The 22089-nt window shown below is 36.5% G+C and carries 20 protein-coding genes; 7 read left to right on the forward strand and 13 right to left on the reverse strand.

The window, feature by feature from the left end; genetic code table 11:
- Positions 1-95 precede the first annotated feature (95 nt).
- Positions 96-470 carry a winged helix-turn-helix transcriptional regulator gene (locus H560_RS0104840; RefSeq protein ID WP_081413931.1) on the reverse strand — a complete coding sequence of 125 codons (375 nt, stop codon included), beginning with the start codon at positions 468-470 and terminating at the stop codon, positions 96-98.
- A gap of 88 nt (positions 471-558) precedes the next feature.
- Between H560_RS0104840 and H560_RS0104845 the strand changes: the two genes are divergently transcribed.
- Both H560_RS0104845 and H560_RS0104850 read left to right on the forward strand, forming a co-directional pair.
- Positions 559-1161, forward strand: coding sequence for an NADPH-dependent F420 reductase (locus H560_RS0104845; protein ID WP_027379006.1), 603 nt, complete (start codon positions 559-561; stop codon positions 1159-1161).
- A gap of 4 nt (positions 1162-1165) precedes the next feature.
- Positions 1166-1522, forward strand: coding sequence for a YybH family protein (locus H560_RS0104850; protein ID WP_162143850.1), 357 nt, complete (start codon positions 1166-1168; stop codon positions 1520-1522).
- A gap of 34 nt (positions 1523-1556) precedes the next feature.
- Here H560_RS0104850 and H560_RS0104855 read toward each other — a convergent pair whose 3' ends face one another.
- From H560_RS0104855 to H560_RS0104865, 3 genes are all read right to left on the reverse strand, one after another.
- A complete protein-coding gene (locus H560_RS0104855) occupies positions 1557-2096 on the reverse strand; it encodes a lipocalin family protein (RefSeq protein ID WP_027379008.1) in 540 nt (179 codons plus the stop codon).
- 74 nt (positions 2097-2170) lie between these two features.
- Positions 2171-2905, reverse strand: coding sequence for a LytR/AlgR family response regulator transcription factor (locus H560_RS0104860; protein WP_027379009.1), 735 nt, complete (start codon positions 2903-2905; stop codon positions 2171-2173).
- Positions 2906-2997: 92 nt separating this feature from the next.
- Positions 2998-4782: a tetratricopeptide repeat-containing sensor histidine kinase gene (locus H560_RS0104865; RefSeq protein ID WP_027379010.1), complete on the reverse strand. Its 1785-nt coding sequence runs from the start codon at positions 4780-4782 to the stop codon at positions 2998-3000.
- Between the two features lie 160 nt (positions 4783-4942).
- On the opposite strand from H560_RS0104865, the gene H560_RS0104875 reads away from it, so the two are divergent.
- The 3 genes from H560_RS0104875 (at position 4943) to H560_RS0104885 (ending at position 8725) form a co-directional block, all read left to right on the forward strand.
- Positions 4943-6694, forward strand: a complete 1752-nt coding sequence (locus tag H560_RS0104875) for an amidohydrolase family protein (RefSeq protein ID WP_027379011.1) — start codon at positions 4943-4945, stop codon at positions 6692-6694.
- A gap of 158 nt (positions 6695-6852) precedes the next feature.
- Positions 6853-7527 (forward strand): SIMPL domain-containing protein, encoded by a 675-nt coding sequence (locus H560_RS0104880; protein WP_027379012.1) that lies wholly within the window; start codon positions 6853-6855, stop codon positions 7525-7527.
- Between the two features lie 10 nt (positions 7528-7537).
- On the forward strand, positions 7538-8725 hold the full coding sequence (locus H560_RS0104885) for a vWA domain-containing protein (RefSeq protein WP_027379013.1): 1188 nt from the start codon (positions 7538-7540) through the stop codon (positions 8723-8725).
- Positions 8726-8843: 118 nt separating this feature from the next.
- Here the strand turns inward: H560_RS0104885 and H560_RS0104890 are convergent, their stop codons facing one another.
- Positions 8844-10049 carry an NAD(P)/FAD-dependent oxidoreductase gene (locus H560_RS0104890; RefSeq protein WP_027379014.1) on the reverse strand — a complete coding sequence of 402 codons (1206 nt, stop codon included), beginning with the start codon at positions 10047-10049 and terminating at the stop codon, positions 8844-8846.
- 111 nt (positions 10050-10160) lie between these two features.
- Here H560_RS0104890 and H560_RS0104895 point away from each other — a divergent pair, with 111 nt between their 5' ends.
- Positions 10161-10541 (forward strand): SpoIIAA family protein, encoded by a 381-nt coding sequence (locus H560_RS0104895; RefSeq protein WP_027379015.1) that lies wholly within the window; start codon positions 10161-10163, stop codon positions 10539-10541.
- 51 nt (positions 10542-10592) lie between these two features.
- On the opposite strand, the gene H560_RS0104900 is transcribed toward H560_RS0104895, so the two are convergent.
- The 3 genes from H560_RS0104900 to H560_RS0104910 all read right to left on the reverse strand — a co-directional run bounded on the left by H560_RS0104900 (position 10593) and on the right by H560_RS0104910 (position 13508).
- Positions 10593-11795: an MFS transporter gene (locus tag H560_RS0104900; protein WP_027379016.1), complete on the reverse strand. Its 1203-nt coding sequence runs from the start codon at positions 11793-11795 to the stop codon at positions 10593-10595.
- 131 nt (positions 11796-11926) lie between these two features.
- On the reverse strand, positions 11927-12793 hold the full coding sequence (gene lipA / locus H560_RS0104905) for a lipoyl synthase (protein ID WP_027379017.1): 867 nt from the start codon (positions 12791-12793) through the stop codon (positions 11927-11929).
- Positions 12794-12947: 154 nt separating this feature from the next.
- The gene (locus H560_RS0104910; protein WP_027379018.1) at positions 12948-13508 is read right to left on the reverse strand and encodes an RNA polymerase sigma factor; all 561 of its coding nucleotides are present in this window, start codon (positions 13506-13508) and stop codon (positions 12948-12950) included.
- 315 nt (positions 13509-13823) lie between these two features.
- Here H560_RS0104910 and tyrS point away from each other — a divergent pair, with 315 nt between their 5' ends.
- Positions 13824-15116: a tyrosine--tRNA ligase gene (tyrS, locus tag H560_RS0104915; protein WP_027379019.1), complete on the forward strand. Its 1293-nt coding sequence runs from the start codon at positions 13824-13826 to the stop codon at positions 15114-15116.
- Positions 15117-15285: 169 nt separating this feature from the next.
- Here the strand turns inward: tyrS and H560_RS0104920 are convergent, their stop codons facing one another.
- From H560_RS0104920 to H560_RS0104945, 5 genes are all read right to left on the reverse strand, one after another.
- The gene (locus tag H560_RS0104920; RefSeq protein WP_027379020.1) at positions 15286-16356 is read right to left on the reverse strand and encodes a hypothetical protein; all 1071 of its coding nucleotides are present in this window, start codon (positions 16354-16356) and stop codon (positions 15286-15288) included.
- Positions 16357-16965: 609 nt separating this feature from the next.
- Positions 16966-17244 carry a hypothetical protein gene (locus H560_RS0104925; RefSeq protein ID WP_027379021.1) on the reverse strand — a complete coding sequence of 93 codons (279 nt, stop codon included), beginning with the start codon at positions 17242-17244 and terminating at the stop codon, positions 16966-16968.
- Between the two features lie 507 nt (positions 17245-17751).
- Positions 17752-19311 carry a tail fiber domain-containing protein gene (locus H560_RS22250; RefSeq protein ID WP_027379022.1) on the reverse strand — a complete coding sequence of 520 codons (1560 nt, stop codon included), beginning with the start codon at positions 19309-19311 and terminating at the stop codon, positions 17752-17754.
- Positions 19312-19783: 472 nt separating this feature from the next.
- Complete coding sequence (locus tag H560_RS0104940; protein ID WP_027379023.1) at positions 19784-20680, reverse strand: hypothetical protein; 897 nt, start codon at positions 20678-20680, stop codon at positions 19784-19786.
- Between the two features lie 883 nt (positions 20681-21563).
- Complete coding sequence (locus H560_RS0104945; RefSeq protein WP_027379024.1) at positions 21564-22001, reverse strand: hypothetical protein; 438 nt, start codon at positions 21999-22001, stop codon at positions 21564-21566.
- Positions 22002-22089 lie beyond the last annotated feature (88 nt).

Consider the following 22089-nt stretch of genomic DNA (forward strand, 5'->3'; position numbering starts at 1 on the left):
ATATCAATTTTCGAAAAAAATCTTTTCACAAATGACGGAAAATTCTGCTAGCTGGCAAAAGAAAATCATTTCTTTCTGTACTAAAAATAATTGAATTATTCTACCACGGAATGCCTGGTTTTACGGTTGATCTCTGCCCATTTATTGAGCTGATAAAGTATAGGGTACAAGGATTTACCTGTTTCGGTGAGACTGTACTCCACTCTTAAAGGTTGTTTAGAAAAAACGGTTCTTGTAATAAGGTCGTCCTCTTCCAACTCGCGGAGATGCTGCGTAAGCATTTTTTCGCTGATCTGAGGTATTGCTTTTTTAAACTGTCCGAATCGGGAGCAGCCATCCATCATTTTCCAAAGTATAGCGGGTTTCCAGCGCTTTCCCATTAAAGAGATGGCATATATAAAAGGACAATCTGATTTTAATATTTCCTCATTTTCGAGGCTTACGGAGGTTTCTTTTCTGTTGTTCATCATTTGTTGCAGTACTTACAATTTTGTAACTACTTGTATGAACAAATATATTATATCAAATTTACATTTCAATAAAAAAATACAAAACTATATGAAAATCAGTTTTATAGGAGCAGGTAATGTTGCATCAAACTTGGGAAACTTATTCGAAAAAGCAGGCCATAATGTAAAATATGGAACCCAAAACCCTCAGGATCAACTGTTATCCATTGCTGAAGCATGCCATTATGGGGAAATTGTTTTTTGTGCTATTCCGTTTTCTGCAATGGAAGGAGTTCTTACCACAAATAAAGAGGCCTTAAAAAATAAAATTGTAGTGGATGTTACCAACCCAATTAATATTCAAGACTGGTCACCATTGTTTTTAGGCGAAAACAGCGGCGGCGAACAAACCGCTAAACTACTTCCCGAAAGTAAGGTCGTAAAAGCATTCAACACAATTTTTGCAGATGTAATGCCAATTGAAAAACAAACTTTTCATGGTCAGAAACTTACGGCATTCATTGCGTCGGATGATCCGGAAGCAGCGGATATTATTAAAAATCTTGCTGATGAAGCCGGTTTCAACGGCCTTATTGTCGGTAACATTATCAATGCTAGACATCTCGAATCCATTGCACATGTGAATATTGCCATTGCTTTAAATGGTGGCGGAACTGATGCCGGCTTTATCTATTTTCAAAGAAAAAAATAAAAATATGAGTACACCCAACATGAAAATCTGGACGGAAACCTGGCACAATGCTGACCCAGAGAAATTTAAGAAAATTTATTCCGAAAACGGATTGATCTTTCCTCCTAATAAACCAACTATACGTGGAAATACAAACATTCTGGAATTTATGAGAGGCGGCCTGGGAAAAGTAGATGTCATTTTTGAACCAGACGGTTTGACAAATGATGAAAATCTTGCTTTTGAATATGGCATTTTTAAAGATGTTGATATTTTATCTCAAAAGGTAATAGGCCAGGGAAAATATTCAGTGACCTGGATAAAAGAGAACCTTGAATGGAAAATATTATGTCATACCTGGTCGATGCCTGAAAAATTATAAGAAATCCGCCTGATTGTGGCGGATTCTTGTCTTATTAATTATGTTTCACCCAAATTAATTCATCTGTATTATAACCGATTTTCTTTGCTTTTTCCAAAAATCTTTGTCGGATACTTTCAGGAATTTCTTTTGTTTTGGATAGAATCCAAAGGTATTTAAGGCTGTGCCCCGCAACCAGCGCGTATTGGTAGTTATCATCAATATCAATTACATTATAGCCGGACCAGATCGGTTTAAAAAAGGAAACTTTTAATCGGGCTTCGGTTTTTTCATTAACAAATTTCGCTTCACCCACAGATTCTTTCCATTCTTTTTTGACATAGTTGTAACCTCTACTCTGAACGCGGATGGTGCCGTTTGGGTTTTGAGAATAAGTTGCAGTTACATTATCCATATCCCTTTCAAATTTGTAATCGAATCTTGCTATTTCATACCATTTCCCCAAATATCTGTCGGCGTCAAAATTTTGTACGGCTGTTGCGCCTTTTGGGATCCCGACTGAGCACGAATTTAAAATTATAAGTCCTAAAACACCCAGTGAAACGGGTATTGCAATTTTTTGAAGAGTTTTCATAATAGAATATTTTTGTGGTATTCTACTGAAATTCAAAAATAGTGCCTGAAATTTAAATTATATTCTAATTATTTTTAAGAAAAAACTTTCAGAAAATTGTCTTTGAAACTTCCGGAAACCTCAATTTCGGTATTATCTGAAAGTGTTGCGGTTCCGCTTTTGTGATATGATTTCACAAAATTAGTATTGATGATATGGGAACGATGTACTCTCACGAAAGGATTTTCCAGTAAATCATCAAAATGCTTTAAAAATCTGCAAACCATTTTCTTTGAGCCGTCCGTAAGATAAACCTGCGTAAAATTTCCATCTGCCTGGAGCCTTACGATATCTTCTGTTTTCACCACATCGAACCCTTGCAAAGTAGGAAGAATCAATTGCTGTTTTTCCGGTTTTAGTTTTAAATTTTCAAGAAGGATTTTATTCCTGTTGATTTCTTCTTTGTTTTCAAGGCTTTCCGCAACTTTATTCACTGCCAGAATAAGCTCCTGAATGTCAATCGGTTTTAAAATATAATAACTTGCCGATTTATTAAGTGCCTGTAAAGAATACTGAGAAAACGCCGTAATAAAAATGGTTTCGTAAGAGAATTCCTTCGTGGCTTCCAACACATCAAAAGCATTTCCGAAAGGCATTTCCACGTCCAGAAAGACCAACTGAGGCTGCATTTTCGCAATCAACGGCACAGCTTCCTTAATGTTTTCAGCTTCCCCTAAAATCTCAACCTGCGGACAGTATTTTGTGAGGTAATTCCTTAAAACATCTCTTGCAATGACTTCATCGTCTACAATTACGGCTTTTATTTTCATTTTTTAGGTATTAGGTTACTGGTATTAGGTTGCAGGTTATTGATAATAGGATTAAAGGTTAGCGGCTTAATTATTCACGATTGACTATTGACTTATTTATTCACCAATTTATAACGGATTTGTACGATAACTCCCTGAGCCTCTTCCTTATCCTTGATCTTGCATTCAATTTCCTGTTGATAGAGATCATTTAAAAGGGTAATTCTTTCCAGTGTATTTTTCATTCCACGGCCCTTTCTGGCTTTTTGGTGCTCAGTTTTTTGTTTTTTACTTTCTTCAATCCCGATTCCATTGTCTTCTATTGTTATTTTTAGATGCTGATTTTCCTTTTCAAAGCTCAGCTTTAAAAAACCTTTTGAAGTTCTGTATCTCAATCCGTGCCAGATTGCATTTTCAAGGAACGGCTGTACAAGCATTCCGGGAACTTTCAGGCTTTGAGTGTTCAGGCTTTCATCAACATCAATTTCAAAATCAAATTTATCCGCAAAACGTGTTTTTTCCAATGCCAGATAATTCTGCAGCAGATCCAATTCCTGCTGAAACGGAATAAAATCTTCCGTAGAATTTTCCATTACGCCACGCATTAATTTTGAAAATTTGGTTAAATACTGATTGGCTTCCAGCTCATTATTGGTAGCTATAAAATGATTGACAGAATTCAGGCTGTTAAAGATAAAATGCGGATTCATCTCTCTGCGAAGCGACTGCAATGCTATTTTTTTATTCTTAATCTGAACTTTTTTCAGGGTTCTGAAAATGAAAATTATTAGCCCAATTAAAATAATTAAAGCAAAAATTAAACTATAATTAAAAATATTTTTCTTCCGTATTAATTCATCTTTCAGCTGTTTTTCTTTTTCCAGCTGGGTAATTCTCTGTTCCGTATCCTCCAGTATTTTATTATCCACCAGGCTTTTGTCTTTTGAAACCAAATCCGGCAGTTTTCCGAGGAAATCACGATATAATTCCACCGAAGCATCTGTATTTCCCGAGACATTATAAAGGCTGTCCAGCTTTTTAACGCTTTTCTGAGCTTCAAGGGTATGACCTTTTTCCAAAGCAATTCCGTAGGATTTTTTTAATAAATTAATGGCTTCTTCGGTATCATTTTTTTTGATATAAATATCCGCAAGTTCCTGAATCTGCTCGACCTCCTTTTGTGAATTTTCTTTTACAAAATCCTCTTTAAGCACTTTCTTTTTGGCATCAATAGCTTTATCAAAATTTTTATTTTCTACGTAGAGGTCAGTAAGTTTCTGATTGATTTCCAATGCCTGCTGAGGCGCTGCCTGCTTAGAAGCTTTGTAAGCATTATTAAGATTTTCTTCAGCCTTCGAAATATTTTTCTGCTGAATATTAACGTCCGCCATCTGGCTGTAGCTGGCTGCCAGATCACCTTTGTCCTTTTCTTTTTCATTAATCTCAATATTACTCTGGATGGCTTCCGCCTTCATCTCCGGAGAAGTAGTGGAAAGTCTCGCGGCATCATTAGAATTTACTGCCCGGTTTTGTGAATAGCTTACCTCGGCCGCCCGGTTATAATTGCTGATGGCGGGAGTGATTTTATTCTGTTTTTCCTGTGACTGAGCTAATTTCCTGCTGGCTTTTTCAATATTTGATTTATCATTGAGCTTTTCATAGATTTTTTTTGCTCTGATATAATATTCTTCACTTTTGGGAAAATTTCCGTCATTAAAAAATGTTTCACCGATATTGTAGTAAGAATCAGCCTGTGCAGCATCATCTTTTCTGTCAACCGCTTTTTTCAACTTCTTACTTTCGGTGCGGACTTCCTGCACTACACTTGTGTTCTGAGAATAGACAATATTCCCAAAAAATATGAGCAAAAAACCGAGAAAAAATCGAAGCGTTTTCATAAAACAAAGATATACATATATATAGTTTGCCCAAAAACTATTCACCAAGTGAAAATCCGTATTCACCAAGTTGTTGTTTCTTAACTTTAAAACTAAAATTCTTTAACATCATTATATTCTCATTCATTATATTTGTTAAAACCGAACCAAATAAAATAACATGAAAACAAACTTTTATATACTGTTGATAAGCTTACTTTTCACCAATAAAATACTTTCACAGAATTATATTGAGAATGTAACCGTAGTAGATGTTGTTAATCAAAAACTTATTCCCCATCAGACGGTTGTCATCAATAAAAATATGATATCCGAAATAAAGCCGGCAAAAAAAATTAAAGTTCCACAGAACGCCAAGGTTATTAACGGAGATGGAAAATACCTGATGCCCGGAATGACTGATGCCCACGTACATTTTTTCCAAAGTGGTGGGCTCTACACAAGACCTGACGCTTTTGATCTGAGAAAACATACTTCTTATGAAAAAGAAATAGAATGGACGCATAAAAATATGGAAGATCTCATGCTGCGTTATTTAAAATCCGGAATAACCTCTATGATTGACGTAGGTGCCACTTACAATTTTCTCGACCTTAAAAATTCTTTAGCACAAAAGCCTGGCCTTCCATCAGTTTACATGACAGGGCCGCTTTTAACCACATATTTACCGGATGCCTTTAAAAATCTGGATAAAAATGAGCCTTTTAAGCTTGTAAAAAGCATTGAAGATGCAAAAAAATATGTTCAGGAACAGATTCCATACAAACCGGATTTCATCAAAATATGGTATATCGTACTTGAACAGGGGAAAGAAATGGAACCCGCCGCCAGAAAGCAAGAACCGCTTGTAAAAGCCATCATTGAAGAAGCACACAAAAACAAACTAAAAGTTGCCGTACACGCTACAGAGAGACTTGTAGCTCAAATCGCCGTTCAGAATGGAGCGGACTTTTTGGTTCATGACATTGAAGATGAGATTGTTCCGGATGACTTTGTAAAACTTTTAAAATCGAAAAAAGTAGTTTTGTGCCCAACCCTCACCGTAGCTGATAATTATTATAAAACTTACGGACACAAGCACCAATACAACACTTATGAACTGAACACATCGAACCCTGAAGCCATAGGCTCAATGTATGATTTGAAACATTTGGAAAGTTCTGCCGATTCTGCCCTGATCAAAAAATTGAAAACAAGATTCAATCTTCCGAAAATGAATGCCTATACTGCAAAAGAGGACTCTATAAGAAAGGCCAACTTAAAAAAGCTATCAGACGGCGGAGTAACAATTGCAGCAGGAACCGATGCCGGAAACATCGGAACACAGCATGCTTCATCCTACATTTCAGAATTACTGGCGATGAAAAAAAGTGGAATGAGCAACTGGCAGGTTTTACAGGCGGCAACCATTAATCCCGTTAAAATTTTTAATAAAGAAAATATTTCAGGAAGTGTTTCCGCAGGTAAAATTGCGGATTTGGTTTTATTAAATTCCAATCCTGCAGATCATCTGGAAAACCTTACACAGATCAATATGCTGTTTAAAAACGGACAACAGCTGGCTCCTGATCAAATTCTAAAAATGACCCCCGAAATGCTGGTTCAGCAACAGGTAAATGGCTATAATGCAAGAAATATTGATGCTTTTGCAGAGCCCTATTCTGAGGATATTGAGCTCTACTATTTTCCCGATAAACTTATAAGTAAAGGAAAAGATACTATGAAAAAAGATTATAGCGAAATGTTCAGTAAGCTTCCCAATCTTCATTGCGAAATCAAAGAAAGAATCATTAACGGAAACTACATTATTGATAAAGAAAGTGTTACCGGAATGGGAAATCGAAAAATAGAAGCAACAGCAATCTATGAAATTAAAAACGGTAAGATTTCCAGGGTATATTTTTTACCATAACTATATTCGAATTTTAAAAATAAGTTTACGCTTCACAAGTTGTGGAGCGTATTTTTTTGCTTTCACCAAGTGAAACTTCCCATTCACCAAGTCTGCAGATTTTGGGTTTTGAATCAGGGTAATTTTACTTTAGAATTTAAAATTAAAACAAAAAAATTATGAAATTGAAACATTTTTTACTGATCGGATTATTCATGTTGGGAGGTTTGATCAGCGCGCAGGAAATTAAGAAAAATGCAATTGAAGTAACAGGAGTTGCCGAAATGGAAGTGGAACCGGATGAAATTATCTTCAACCTGGGGATAAAAGGTGATAACAAAAACCAGCTTGCCGAAAATGAAAAACTTCTGTTTGAAACACTTAAACATAATGGTGTTAAAAATGAGGATATCAAGTTTAAGTCGATGTATCAGAATATTTACGCTAAAACAAAGACTTTCACGAAAAATTTTCAGTTTAAAATCAATAAAAAAACAGAAATGGGAAGTCTTTTTGAAAGCCTGAACCAGAAATGGGTGACCAACATCAATATTGCTGAAATTAAGAATACAAAAATTGCAGATTTTAGAAAAACCGTTAAGATTAATGCTTTAAAAGCGGCAAAAGAAAAAGCAGATTATCTGTTGGAAAGCATCGGAAAAAAGGCAGGAAATCCTCTTGAAATTGTAGAAATTGAAGATTATACCAGTGATATGATTATGCCGGTAGCTTACAAAACCAAGACAGCAAATGTTCAACTGGAAGCAGCGGATTCAAGCATGGATTATTCTTTCGAAAATATTGAAAATATCAAGCTGAAATACAGCATTAAAACAAAATACGAAATCCTTTAAACAAAAAATCATGACAACTATTAAAATTTTAACCTTAGCAATGGGAACAGCAGCCTTTCTGGGCTTGCAAAGTTCCTCCAGATTCGAGTGTAAAAAACCTGAGCCTCAAAGAACAATTGTGCGGGGTGATGTAAAACCTGCAAAAAGCACAAGCAAAGAAAATAAAATTCAGGTTGCCCTGCTTTTAGATACTTCCAACAGCATGGACGGGCTGATAGACCAGGCAAAATCAAGGCTGTGGAATATCGTGAATACGCTTACTGCCCTTAAGTACAACGGAAAAGCTCCCGAAATTGAAATTGCTTTGTATGAATATGGAAATGACGGGATTCGCGATGAAAACTATATCCGGCAGGTGGCACCTCTTACGCAGGATCTGGATCTGATTTCAGAAAAATTATTTGCTTTAAAAACAAACGGAGGAAGCGAATACTGCGGTGCCGTGATCCGTGATGCTTCAACAAATCTGAACTGGGACGGCAATGATAAGAGCATGAAGCTGATCTATATTGCAGGAAATGAGGCTTTCGACCAGGGAAAAATAAATTACAAGGAGGTGATTTCCAATGCAAAAAAGAAAAATATTTATACCAATACTATTTTTTGTGGTGACAGAAATGAAGGCATTCAAACGTTCTGGCAAAACGGAGCAGCCATCGGGGACGGAAAATTTTTTAATATCGATAGTGACAGAAAGGTTATTTACATTGAAACACCTTATGACGTAAAGATTTCTGAATGCAATGCAAAGCTGAATGACACCTACATCTATTACGGAAGCCAGGGCTCTGAATATAAAACCAAACAAATTACCCAGGACCGAAACGCAGAAGTACAATCTGTTTCCAATGCCGTTGAAAGAACCGTAGCCAAAGCCAAAAAGAATGCCTATAAAAATGATCATTGGGATCTTGTAGATAAAGCAGAAAAAGATAAAGGTTATATCTTAAGCATCAGAAAGGAAGAGCTTCCTGCCGAGCTGAAAGGAAAAAGTAATGCAGAAATACAGAAAATTGTAGCTCAAAAATCTGCCGAACGAGATAAAATACAAAGTGAAATAGAAGTTTTATCTAAAAAAAGGCAGGATTTTATTGATTCAGAGATGAAAAAAAGAGGAAATTCTGATTCTGATGATCTTGGAAAAGCAATTGAGAAATCTATTCTTGAGCTCGCAAAAAGAAACGGATATAGTTTGTAGTTGTTAGCTAATTGGTGGCTATTACAGGTCACCATTATTTATACAGAAGCTGACTTCGAGAACCTCAGTCACCTTCTGTTTTTTTGGTTTCGGCGGCTTCGCCGCCGAAACCAAAAAACTACCTTCCAAATTTAAAATATTTCGAAAGCGGATGCTTTTTTCCCTGCATAAAAAGAGAAGCCATTTCCATTCCGGTCACGGAAAAAGTGATCCCGTTTCCTCCAAAACCCAGAACAAAATAAGAGTTTTTGAATTTTTTGTGCTCCCCGATATAAGGGAGCCCGTCTTTTGTTTCTCCAAAAGTACCTCCCCAGACAAAATCTGTGTAGAAATGATAATCAGGCTTTATTTTTTTCAGGATTTTCAGGATTTCTTTCTCTTTTTTATCTAGAACCGCATCGCGTTTTTTACCTTCATAGAAATCTTCATCCCCGCCTCCTATTAGCAGCCTTCCATCGTCTGTGGAACGCATATACATATAAGGTTTGTCTGTGTTCCAGACCAGAGTATTGGTAATATTTTTAAACTTATCCTTATCGATTTCAGAAACAATGGCATAAGTGCTTTTTAAGTTCACAAAATTCTCTTTTATTAAAGATTTGCTTTCATAACCTATACAGTAAATGATTCTTTTAGCTTTTATCTGATGGCCTTTATCAGTGGAAACCAGATTATAGCCTTTAAAATATTTAACATTTGTCATTTCTGTTTTATCGAAAATCTTTAGCCCGTTTTTTACATTCAGTAAAAATAATTCATGAGAGAACTTAAAAGCATCGATACTTGCCCCTTGTTTGGAAAGAATTCCCCCGAAAGTATTTTCAAAACCGAATCTTATCAGAATTTCCGCCGGTTCCAGCCATTTTACATCGAAACCAGCATTTTTCCTGGCTTCAAATTCCTTTTTAAGCCATACAGCATCTTTTTTATTTGAAGCAAAATAGAGGGATTTTTTTCTTTTAAAACCTGAAACGGATTTAATTTTTTTTGAAAGTTTTTCAATGGTGTCAATTGCATCCGAACATGCTTTATAACTTTGAACCGCACCCTTTTCACCCAGTTTTTCTTTAAGTTCAAACAGAGGAATATCTATTTCATACTGAAGCATGGATGTGGTGGCTGAAGTGCTGCCGTTACAGATTTCGCGTTTATCGATAAGAATTGTTTTATAGCCGTCCGCTATCATTTGATGGGCAATTAAACTTCCGGTAATTCCGCCTCCCACGATTAATACATCACATTCTTCATCTGATTTTAAGGAGGGATAAGAAGCAATTAATCCGTTTTTTAAAAGCCAGAAAGGTTCGTTAGATTTTAAATCCATAAAATATTTTATTCTGAATTATCAATAATTAAGCCTTTTCCATTCTTGAAAAATTAAATATTGGTTTAATTTTTGTAATGGCTATAGAACAACCACACTAAATATTAAGATATGATAACTATTATTCCGGAAGCTCCTGAAAATGTTGCGGCTTTCAATGCCACAGGAGAAGTAACGAAAGAAGATTTTGAAAACCTTGTCATCCCCGTAGTGAAAGAAAAGGTGGAACAGTTCAATGAATTGAATTATCTTCTGTATCTGGACACGGATCTGGATAATTTTACGATGGGAGCCTGGCTGGAAGACGCGCTTTTAGGATTAAAAAACATAACAAAGTGGAACAGAGCCGCTATTGTTACGGATAAGGAGGGTGTGCAGAAATTTACTGATATTTTCAGTGTTCTGATGCCCGGAGAATTTAAATCTTTTCCAAAGGAAAACCTTTATAATGCACTTTACTGGTGCAAAAACGGCAATGAGGTAGAAGCATAACCATTTTTATTATTAAAGAAGAGAGAAGCAGCTCAGATCTGCTTCTCTTTTTTATTTATCACAAGGAACACATTCCACTGCTGCTTCTTCTGCATCGGCGTTTTGTGAACCGTACATCATCTTATACCGGATAGCTATTACTAGACCTATCAATGTCATCCCCACTCCTACCAGAGACGGATAATTGAAAGAATATCCGTGTTCCAGCGGAATTCCTCCAAGAAAAGCTCCCATTGCATTGGCAATATTAAAGGCGGCCTGCATAAAAGCGGCAGCCATCATTTCACTTTTCGGGGCTGCTTTCATCATCATAATATTAATAGGCGCTGCTACAGACATTGACAAAGCTCCGCAAATGAAAGTAAGTGCCAGCGAAATATATTTATACTCTGAAAGGAAAAATACGCCCGCTAAAGAAATCATCATTAAAAACAACAATAACGCGCAGGTTTTTTCCGGACTTAAACGGTCAGACAGATAGCCTCCCACGAGGTTTCCAACCACCATTCCTGCTCCGGCGAGGATCATTACATACGCCATCTGGCTTTCCTTAATTCCGGACATGATGGTCATTAAAGGGGTAATATAGCTAAACCAAGTGAAAAGTCCTCCAAAACCAATAGCCGTAATCATCAGCACCAGCCAAGCCTGTTTTTTCTTAAGGAATTTTAGTTCTTCCATAAAATGGGTATCCTGATTGGTTTCCAAAACAGGCAGCCAAAGTTTCAGGAACAATAAAGCCAGCAAACCGATAACTGCTACAATGGCAAAATACCATCTCCAGTGGAAAGCATGCCCGATATAAGTGACCAGCGGAACCATCGCAAGATTTGCTATGGTAAGCCCGGTGAACATTAAGGAAATATAAAATGCTTCCTTCCCTTTCCCCGCCATTCTGGCCGCAACTACCGTTCCCACACCGAAAAATGCACCATGCGGAAGTCCTGATAAAAACCTGATGATCATCATCGTTGTATAATCCGGAGCAATTGCCGATAATCCATTAAAAAGCGTAAAGATCATCATCAATACGATGAGCACTTTTTTAGGCGGAAACTTCACAGAATATCCTATCAAAATAGGCGCACCAATTACTACCCCCAAAGCATAAGCGGAAATTAGATGGCCGGCTTCCGGAATTGAAATCTGCAGCGATCTTGCAATATCCGGCAGCAATCCCATCACCGTAAATTCCGTTGTCCCTATTCCTAAACCGCCCACGGCCAGCGGTATTATTCTTTTATCGATCCCCATTTTATAATTAATAAGGTTAAACGTTTATCCTATATTTTAAATGCAAATTTAATTTAATTTTAAACAGCATTCAAATGATTATTTTTATAATAGATAAAATAAAAATCGCTCTTTTCAGAGCGATAGTATTTTTAGTGAATATGTTTTTCTGCATGATAAGAGCTTCTCACAAGTGGTGAGCTCTCCACATGCCTGAACCCTAAACTTCTTGCAAAGTCTCCAAACTCATCAAATTCTTCCGGCGTGATGAATTTTTTTACAGGAAGATGCTTTTTAGTCGGTTGCAGATATTGTCCTAAGGTAATAACATCTACATTAGCATTTCGAATATCTTCAATCGTCTGGAAAACCTCATCTCTCGTTTCACCTAAACCAAGCATTACGCCTGTTTTAGTCCTTCTCTGTCCGGCTTCTTTCAGATACCTTAATACTTCAAGGCTTCTTTCATATTTAGCCTGAATCCTTACTTCTCTTGTCAGTCTTTTTACAGTTTCCATATTGTGGGAAATCACTTCTGGAGCTACGTCTACCAAACGGTCAAGATGTTTAGTAATTCCCTGAAAGTCAGGAATCAGCGTTTCCATTGTAGTTCCCGGAGAAATTCTTCTTACGGCGTTTACCGTTTCTCCCCAAAGGATGGAACCCATGTCTTTTAAATCATCACGGTCTACAGAGGTAAGAACTGCGTGTTTGATTTTCATTAATTTAATGGAACGGGCCACTTTTTCAGGTTCATCCCAGTTTACATCAAGCGGTTTTCCGGTTTTTACCCCACAAAATCCACAGCTTCTGGTACAGATATTTCCTAAAATCATGAATGTTGCCGTACCCTCTCCCCAGCATTCTCCCATATTAGGGCAGCTACCGCTTTGGCAAATAGTGTTGAGTTTATATTTATCAACCAAAGTTCTCAATTCTCTGTAATTCTTTCCGGTAGGAAGCTTTACGCGAATCCATTTTGGTTTTTGAACGGTTGTATCTTGAACTAAATTCTCCATTTATTTCTCAAATTGAGGTTCAAAGTTAGTGAATTTTTTATCGAAACAATCAAAGATGTGGATTGATGAAAGTTATAACGTAAATATTTTGTTAAAGGGTAATCCCCTGAGCCTTGTCAAGGTTTAAAACCTTAACAAGGCTTCTTAATAACAATTAATTATCTTCGAATTCATTATTTTTAAGTAATTCTGCTAAAACTTTTTTGGCGCGCATTACCCTTACTTTTGTATTAGCAATGGAAATTCCCAATTCGTCAGCAATCTCCTTAATGCTTTTCTCTTCAAAAAATCTGAGCCTGATAATATCCTGATAATTGGCATCAAGAGATTCTATGGTTTTAATGATTTTTTTCTGCTCTTCATTGGAAATCATTAATTCTTCCGGTGATTTCGCAAACTGGTTTTTTACCTCATCCAGATTCTCAGTAGGATCCTGGTTTTCGCGGCTTCTTTTTCTCCAGAAATCAATGATTGTATTCTGAGCAATTGTCAGAACCCATGTTTTGAATTGAAAATGAGGATCGTACATATCCAGTTTGGACAGTACCTTTGAAAAGACATTTACAGTAATTTCATCCGCATCATTTTCATCACGAACTTTTTTCATCACAAAAGAAAAAACATCAACCCAAAAGATGTTGATGAGCCTGGTCTGAGCTTTCTGGTCTTTTTCCTTTGCCTTTCCGATGAGAAGGAATAATTGTTCGTCGTTCATGTATAACAAATATAATTGATTTTAGGCGAAAAGACAATATGTGAGCTGTGTTTATTTTACTGCAAAAAGCGCAAAAGCTTTTATTAAAATTGTTATTCATATTTTTTGCTCGCAACTATGTTCACCCAGCAAAGAAGATACATCACTTGTCATTCTGATGACGGAAGAGTCCCAAACCTAACAGGTTTTAAAAACCTGTTAGGTTTATAATCATCCAATCAAAGAAATGCCATATTCGCTATTTTGCCAATCTACCTCTTTACCTTATTCGCCTGAATTTACTATCTTTGCACCTTAAATTTAAAGCAGAAAATAATGAACTCTTTTATTGAAGAACTGAAATGGCGCGGGCTTTTTGCCGACATGATGCCCGGAACGGATGAACAACTGAATAAGGAAATGACGACTGCCTATATCGGTTTTGACCCTACCGCAGATTCTTTACATATCGGAAGTCTTATTCAGATAAAAATTTTAGCGCACTTTCAGCAGCATGGGCACAAGCCGATAGCTCTGGTAGGTGGTGCTACAGGGATGATTGGTGACCCATCCGGGAAATCTGCCGAAAGAAATCTCCTGGACGAAGCTACCCTTTTACATTATGTAGACTGCCTGAAAAACCAGCTTTCAAGATTTTTGGACTTCTCCGGAAATGAGCCTAATAAAGCAGAGCTGGTGAACAATTACGACTGGATGAAGAATATTTCTTTCCTTGATTTTGCTAAAAATGTAGGGAAAAATATTACAGTAAACTACATGATGGCGAAAGATTCTGTGAAGAAAAGACTTTCAGGGGAAGCGGGTGTTGACGGAATGAGCTTTACGGAATTTACGTACCAGCTTATCCAAGGATATGATTTTTTACATTTATACCAAAATAATGGCGTTAAACTTCAGATGGGAGGTTCTGACCAGTGGGGAAATATCACTACGGGAACAGAACTGATCCGCAGAAAAGCGCAGGGAGAAGCTTTTGCGCTAACCGTTCCTTTGATTACAAAAGCGGACGGCTCAAAATTCGGGAAGTCTGAAAGCGGTGAAAATTACTGGCTGGATAAAAAGAAAACTTCACCATACAAATTCTACCAGTTTTGGGTAAATGCAACTGATGATGATGCGGAAAGATTCATTAAATTCTATACTTTCTTACCTAAAGAAGAGATTGAAAGTTTAATTGAAGAACATAAAACCGCTCCGCACGAAAGAAAACTTCAAAAGAAACTTGCGGAAGAGGTAACAGTCTGGGTACATGGAAGAGAAGAGTATGAAAAGGCTTTGAAGGCTTCTCAAATTCTTTTTGGGCAATCGACTACGGAAGATTTAGTAAACCTTGATGAAGAAACTTTTCTGGAAGTATTTGATGGTGTTCCTCAAAAGGAAATTCCAAAAGCTGATGTTTTAGGTGTAAATATTGCAGATCTGCTTTCTGGTTCAGGATTTTTAAAATCTAAAAGTGAAGCCACAAGAGAAATTAAAGGAAATGCCATCTCTGTAAATAAACAAAAGGTAAATGATACTTTCACCGCCAACGAAAGTGATCTTATTGACGGTAAGTTCTTACTGCTTCAAAAAGGGAAAAAGAATTATTTTATTATTAAGGCAAATTAATTATTCTTACATAAAAATAAAACCGCCCTGAAATTCAGGGCGGTTTTATTTTGGGAGATTTTTAATTGTATTAACACTTATATTTATTTTTTAAATCCAGGTTTCTTTGTAAATTTTTCTCATCATTTGGTTTAGAACATATAATAAGAAACCTGGAATTTTGTATCAATTAATATCCTACTCTTTCTAGTCTTATAACATAAGACCTTGCAATACTATTACCATCATTAGTAATATAAAGAGTGTGTGGTATACTAGTATCTATATCAGCAGTAAAATTAAAAGCTGTTCCTCCATCACTATCACCACAAGATCCGCCGGGATAATCAGGAAAAGTTACTTTAGAAGTAAGCTGGGTTTCTGTAAAAGACGGACCTGTATTACCATTACCTCCTAAAAAGCCACCATAGCCCTGTAATGAGGTTCTTGAGACATTACCTGCGGTTCTTATATAAAATTCTGCAAATCCCAGATTTGTACATCCATCAAAAACAGTTATTGTAGCTTTATAAATTGCGGCATTAGGGATACCCGTCATTACCGCAACTCTTGCTCCCGCAGCAATACTTGGTGAATTAGCAGCTGCTAAAGACCTATCATTAGTAAAAAAAGTAGATCCTAAATTTCCGGAATTATCTGCCATTACAGGTTTTGTAAAGGTAGACGCAGTAGTAGCAGGAAGAGATCTTACTCTTTCGGTACCATTAACATCTAAGGTAGCAGTAGGTGCAGCGGTAGCAATCCCCACATTACCCCCAGCCTGCACACGCATTTTCTCGGTATTGTTGGTACGCATCACCATATCCTGATTGTCTGTAGTTCCCAGGAAATTGGTAGCAGGGTTGGTGCCTGTATTTCCTAAAATATTCCATGCTGAGGCAGCTGATGAAACACCGCCATTGGTCGCTCTCCAGCCACCGTTACTGTAAGCAAATTCCATCGCCTGACCATTGGCAATCGTAAAACCGTTAAGTGTGGTTCCGACCCCCCCTGTGGTATTGTTATAAATTATCAAACGCTGCCCTGCATTAGGAGCTGCGGGAGCTGTAATGGCTATTGCTGCAGTGGCACTACCCGTAAGCCTTATCTGTGTAATATTAGCCGGTACTGTAGCTGCATTTCCGGATACGGCTACTGCTGTTTCGCGGTTGGTAATAGCACCATTCACATCCAATGTAGTTCCGGGAGTAGTGGTATTGATCCCCACATTCCCATTCTGTGCATATATAGCTGTGCTCATAACACAAAATGCACCTAGTAACAATAATTTTTTGTTCATTATTTAATTATTTAAATGTTTCTAATCTAGCGTTCATACAGTATATACTAAATGTAGAATCCCATTAAATAATTTGTGCGATATAAAATTACTCCTAAATATTTTAAAAAAAAATAATTTCTTATTTTTTTCATTCATAACAGTCTTATAATTCCCAATAAATAGAAATTATTTAATAATACATCCTCATTTAAACAAAGGTTTTATCAAGTTTTTTTATTGATAAACAATTATTTTTATCAATTTCATAATTATGAAAATTAATATGCAATTTGTGTAAATTGAATTTGTTTTATTCTAAAATTTATAATTATTCACATATTTATGAATTTTAATTTCGTTTATTTTAATCCTTTTTTTGAACGAAAAAGCTTTAAAAGAAAGCACTTAAGTCATATAAAAACAAACTGCCTGTGAGATCAGGCGGTCTGGGTAAGATATTTTTTTTGTATTAACACGGTTAAACTTATAAGTTTACGATTTAAATTTAATTAGAAATGAATCCTCTTTTAATTAAATCAATAATAAGAATTTTGATTTAAAGAAATATGAACTATTTTTATTATTAGACTAAAATACTTTTTTGTAAATGATACGTGAAGAAAGCTGTACATCTACAAAGCTCTGATAGTTACCTCCCTGTCCTCTTCCTACTGCGATATTATAAGCCTGTCCTCCGGCAGGAATGGTAACGGTAGTTCGCCAAAGTGCAGAATGGTTGGTTGCAGATCCGCAGTTTGAAGGTGAATTAGCATGGATACGCACACCTCCACCATTATTTGGGAGGTCTACGAAGTAACTGTTGATCAGGAATCCGGCAGCAGGGCATATACCTGTTGCTCCACCCATTTCGAAAACTACCGCTACTTCATAAGTTCCTGCAGGAAGTGTAAGTATAGATACCGAAAAAGTGGCTCCGGTAATCGTATTGACCTCCTGTGTCCAGTTAGTTAATTGGTCGCACCTCCGGCGCCAATCCCCGTTAATACGGTCTGTATAGCAGAAGGCTTAAGAACCACAATAGGAACTTCATTGGCCTGCCAGCTTGCATTACCATTGGCGTCAGACATTAAAATTTTATCAACTCCCTGAGTGCCGTCTACCAGCCTGAAAGTTCCGTTTACATGAAGCTTTGCCGTAGGAGCGGTATTGATCCCGATATTACCTGTACCAAGACAAAAAAACCGCCCAATATTTGGGCAGTTTGTTGTAAGATATTTAATTAATTTGTATTAACACGTAGTTAAACATTTATTTTTATTTATTCAATAATTTTATTTTTATTTTATTAAACTCATCTATAGTGAAGTAATCCTATTTTTTGAAGCATTTTGAAAAGCTTTAATTCTCCTGAATTTATTTACTTTTCTTAAGCGACAGCTGTACTTCTTTCATTTGGTCTGCCAGCTGTTTCACTTCTGATTTCAGATTCTCAATCTCTTTCTGCTGGTCCTGGATAGCTTTGGTAAGCACAGGGATAAGCTCAATATAGGATACTGAAAGTATTTTGTCTTTATCATTACCTTCAGTTACCAGTGAAGGCAATACTTTTGCAACCTCATCAGCTATGAAACCAATCTCATGACGGTTATAATTATTAGTGTCAAGACTTCCTTTCTTACTGTATTCTACAGGGTGAAGCGCCATAATGGTTTTTAGGCCTTTATCCAAATCTGTGATATCTTTTTTCAGACGGACATCTGAGGTAAGAACCACCCCGCCTGCTCTTACTGTAGAAGATGCATTGATAGATCCTGTAACATCCAGCTCATAAGCAGGGTTCATATTAAGAATCCCAACCCGTCCGTTATTTTTAATGATAACACGGTCATTATAACCTGCTCCGGCTGAAGATTTAAAAATAAAATCTGCATTTGGAATAGTCGTTCCGCCAAAGAATTGTGATCCGATAGCCCAGTGTGCGTATCCTCCGGCGATAACATTTGGATTAAAGCCCATTAATACTGCGTCCCCTATTGCCGGTGAAGGATCCTCTCCAACCAACCTCATTCCTAATCCACCGTTTCTTATATGATTGGTAACCACGTCAAGCTCCTCCGTTGGGCTCTCAGTATTGATCCCTACATAGAATCTTGTATTGGATACACCCGGGTTAATAGGAACAATTGTAAAGTTTTTCTGATATGCAGCACCACCGCTATACATGATGTGGAACTTACTGTTATACTGATTAGTCCCATCCTGTTGTACAGAACCTAATCCCCAGTGGGCACCACCTGCTCCATAAGAGTTAATTCCAAGGAACGCTGTATTTCCTGCAGCCAGAGGAGAGGTATTACGCATCCTGATAATTGGAGTTCCGGAAGTACCTATTGCATCGTGCACTCCTAACTTGGCAATGGGGCTGGAATTCCCAATCCCTACTCTTCCTCCTGCAGTAACTCTCATTACTTCAGCATTATTTGATCTGATAACCAAGTCCTGATTATCAATAGTTCCTAAGAAATTGGTAGCTGGATTAGTTCCTGTATTACCTAAAATATCCCATGCTGATCCTGCCAGTGCAGCTCCTCCGTTGGTAGCTCTCCAACCACCGTTACTATAAGCAAATTCCATCGCCTGCCCATTGGCAATTGTAAAACCGTTAAGTGTGGCTCCGAAACCGCCTGTTGTATTATTATAGATAATCAAACGCTGCCCTGCATTTGGAGCTGCGGGAGCTGTAACGGCCACTGCAGCAGTTGCTGCACCAGTAAGTCTCACTTGTGATATGTTTGAGGGTACTGTAGCTGCATTTCCGGATACAGCTACTGCTGTTTCGCGGTTGGTAATAGCACCATTCACATCCAATGTAGTTCCGGGAGCAGTGGTATTGATCCCCACATTCCCAGTCTGTGCATATATTGAAGTACTCACAATACATAGTGCACCAAGAATTAATAATTGTTTTTTCATAATTTATATATTAAAAATTGTTTCTATACCTATCTGTACAAAGTATAATTAATCTTTATAAAAAAAATTTGTGTTTTAGAAAAATTAAGGGAAAGACTTCAATTGCAATTTGTGGATAATAAAAAAAAGTCTGTTTAAAAAAAACCATCCAAAGAAAAAGACGGTTTGGTCTGAGATATTTTAATAATTTGTCTTAACACGTGTGTTAAACATTTTTTTTTAATTTTAGTAAAATAATATCCGGATTTCCTTAAAGGTTATATAATTGTAATAAATTCTTTTTCATCGTTTTAGAATCAGCCGTCCTTACGGGAAATCTGGATGTTGAAAGCAGCGTGCATACAGTTTTTCATATATCCTATTATACTGTTGCCAGTTTTTTTGGGGAATGATATATAAAAAGATACGCTTAAAGGTTGGCATAAAACGGGATTATTTCAATCCCGCTTTACTATATTTAATAGCTATTAAATTAAAATTTGTATACTCTGAGATAACTGCCACTCTTATCCAGGACAACGTTTGCGGGATCATTATTCATATTTGCAGTACCATAGGTTCTGAAATTTAGCTTTAACTGATCACTTGGATTCAGAAGCATAATTGATTCTACTGATGCATCATAAATTATTAATCCGCCAGGGTTACTTAATCCTCTGATAATATTTACACCTTGAGATGCAATAGGATTAAAAGTAGCACTTGCACTAGGCTTTACCATTAAATAGCCGAGGAGGTTACCGGAACTACCATCAAACCCCGGAGTAGCTGCCGGATCATTCCGAAGCCTTACACCTACCGTTACAAAGTATGCTCCAGCAGTATTAATTGTTACAACACCGGTAGTTGGATCATAAACATTCCCAACATCGGTAATTTCATTTAAAGGAACATTTACTTCTGCATTATTAAGCCATCCTGTGTTGTTATTCCATGCAACATTAGTCCCTCCAGCAGCACTTACATAGGGCGTTATATAAGCAGCCGGGTTATTTGGGATGGGATCATCTTTCCAGAACGCATTACCGTTGGCGTCTGATGCAAGGATTCTTCCATTTGCCTGAGTACCGTCTACCAGTCTGAAAGTTCCGTTTACGTGGAGCTTTGCCGTAGGAACGGTATTGATCCCGATATTACCTGTACCAAGATCCATAAGTAAATCTGAAGTGTTGCTTCTTGTTAGCAAGAAAATACCATTGGTGCTGAAATTAGGATTAATCCCAAATGCGGCAGAAACAGCAGTACCCGATGCATTCTTTGCTGTTAAATTCTGAATTACCGCCTGCCCGTTCCCTGAATTTTCCAGGCGCAGGGCTGTGTTCGCAGTACCTCCCGTACCAACTGAGGAACCTCCCGTACCGGCGTTCATAACATGAAGGGTAGTTGCAGGATTGCCGTATTAATCCCTACGTTACCACTTTGTGCGTACACTGATGTACTTATTATACATAATGCAGCTAATAATAAATTTTTTTTCATAATTCAAGTAATTAATTAGGTCTCTTATTCCCTAGCTATGCGTCTAATGCGAAGCAAAGGAAAAATAAAGTGTATATTGTAAATGTTTTTAAAAATTTTTGATTTAGATTGATTATTTAAAACCAATTATTTTCAGATTATTGGTTAAGATTTAAAAATCCTGAAATTCATTTTTTCATCCATAAGATTATTGTTGCTAGTATTAAACATTCTGAATCCCTACTCATTCATATATTCTTCAAGAAGAATAAGTTTTGTGTTTATATGTTACAAATATAAAATGAAAAACTTAAAATAAAAAAAAAATTCATTGTTTTTTTATTAAAAATTTTAAACCTAATATGTGAAATATACAACAAAACCCAATATCAGGAAATAAATAATTAAAAAAAACTTAATATACATCGGCATTTTAACATTAAAAATATTTCCAATAATAATGAATTTATTATCAATAAATTTTACCTGAAAATCAGTTTTATAGCGAATTTTAAGGGGAATTTTGATCTGTTTTCCAAAAAACGTGGTACCTAAATTAGCATTTTAACATCAATAAATGCGTGCTTTTAGGTTTATGATAAAAAAACTTTATTATTTAAAGCTTTATTGTTTAGAAGCTATTAACACTTTATATAGTATATTGTATTCTAGGATCTACAATTCTTTTCATTCCTTACCCGTCAAAAAATTTTATTAGGACAAATAACTAAAGACTGTTCAACACGGAATAAAACAAAAAAAACCGCCAAAAAGGCGGTTTTTTAATTTATATATTATAATTCTAAGAAACTGTGAGCGATAGAAACACTTTTCTCTCCCACTCCCTCTACCGTTTTGGTTTTAGCAATCTCTCCATCTACCCAGATATTTACTGTAAGTTTAGAATCCGCATTCGGAAGTACAGCATTGGCTGCAAGATTAAGCTGAGACTGGCTGGAATTGATGAACTGCTCTCCAGTAGACCATGTAAGTCCTGTAGGATTGAAAACCGTGTTCGGACCCGTCCCCACCTGCGTGTAAACCGTTTTGAAAACTCCTGTTCCACTTCCTGTACCGTTTACAATTTTGGCTTCAAACTGAACGATGTGATCTTTATATTGATCCTCATCATCATCATCTTTACAAGAATTAACGACAGAAATTACCGAAAATAAAACGATGAATAAAAAAGAAAGTCTCAATAAATTTTTTGATTTGTAAAATTGCTTCATTTCTCCAAATAGATTTTTAATGGTTCAAATATAAGTTTTTTATCAATATAAAAATAACTTTTATGAAAAATTTCCAACAAAGATTTCT

The sequence above is a fragment of the Chryseobacterium daeguense DSM 19388 genome, from assembly GCF_000430825.1.
In the GTDB taxonomy this organism is placed as follows: Bacteria; Bacteroidota; Bacteroidia; order Flavobacteriales; family Weeksellaceae; genus Chryseobacterium; species Chryseobacterium daeguense.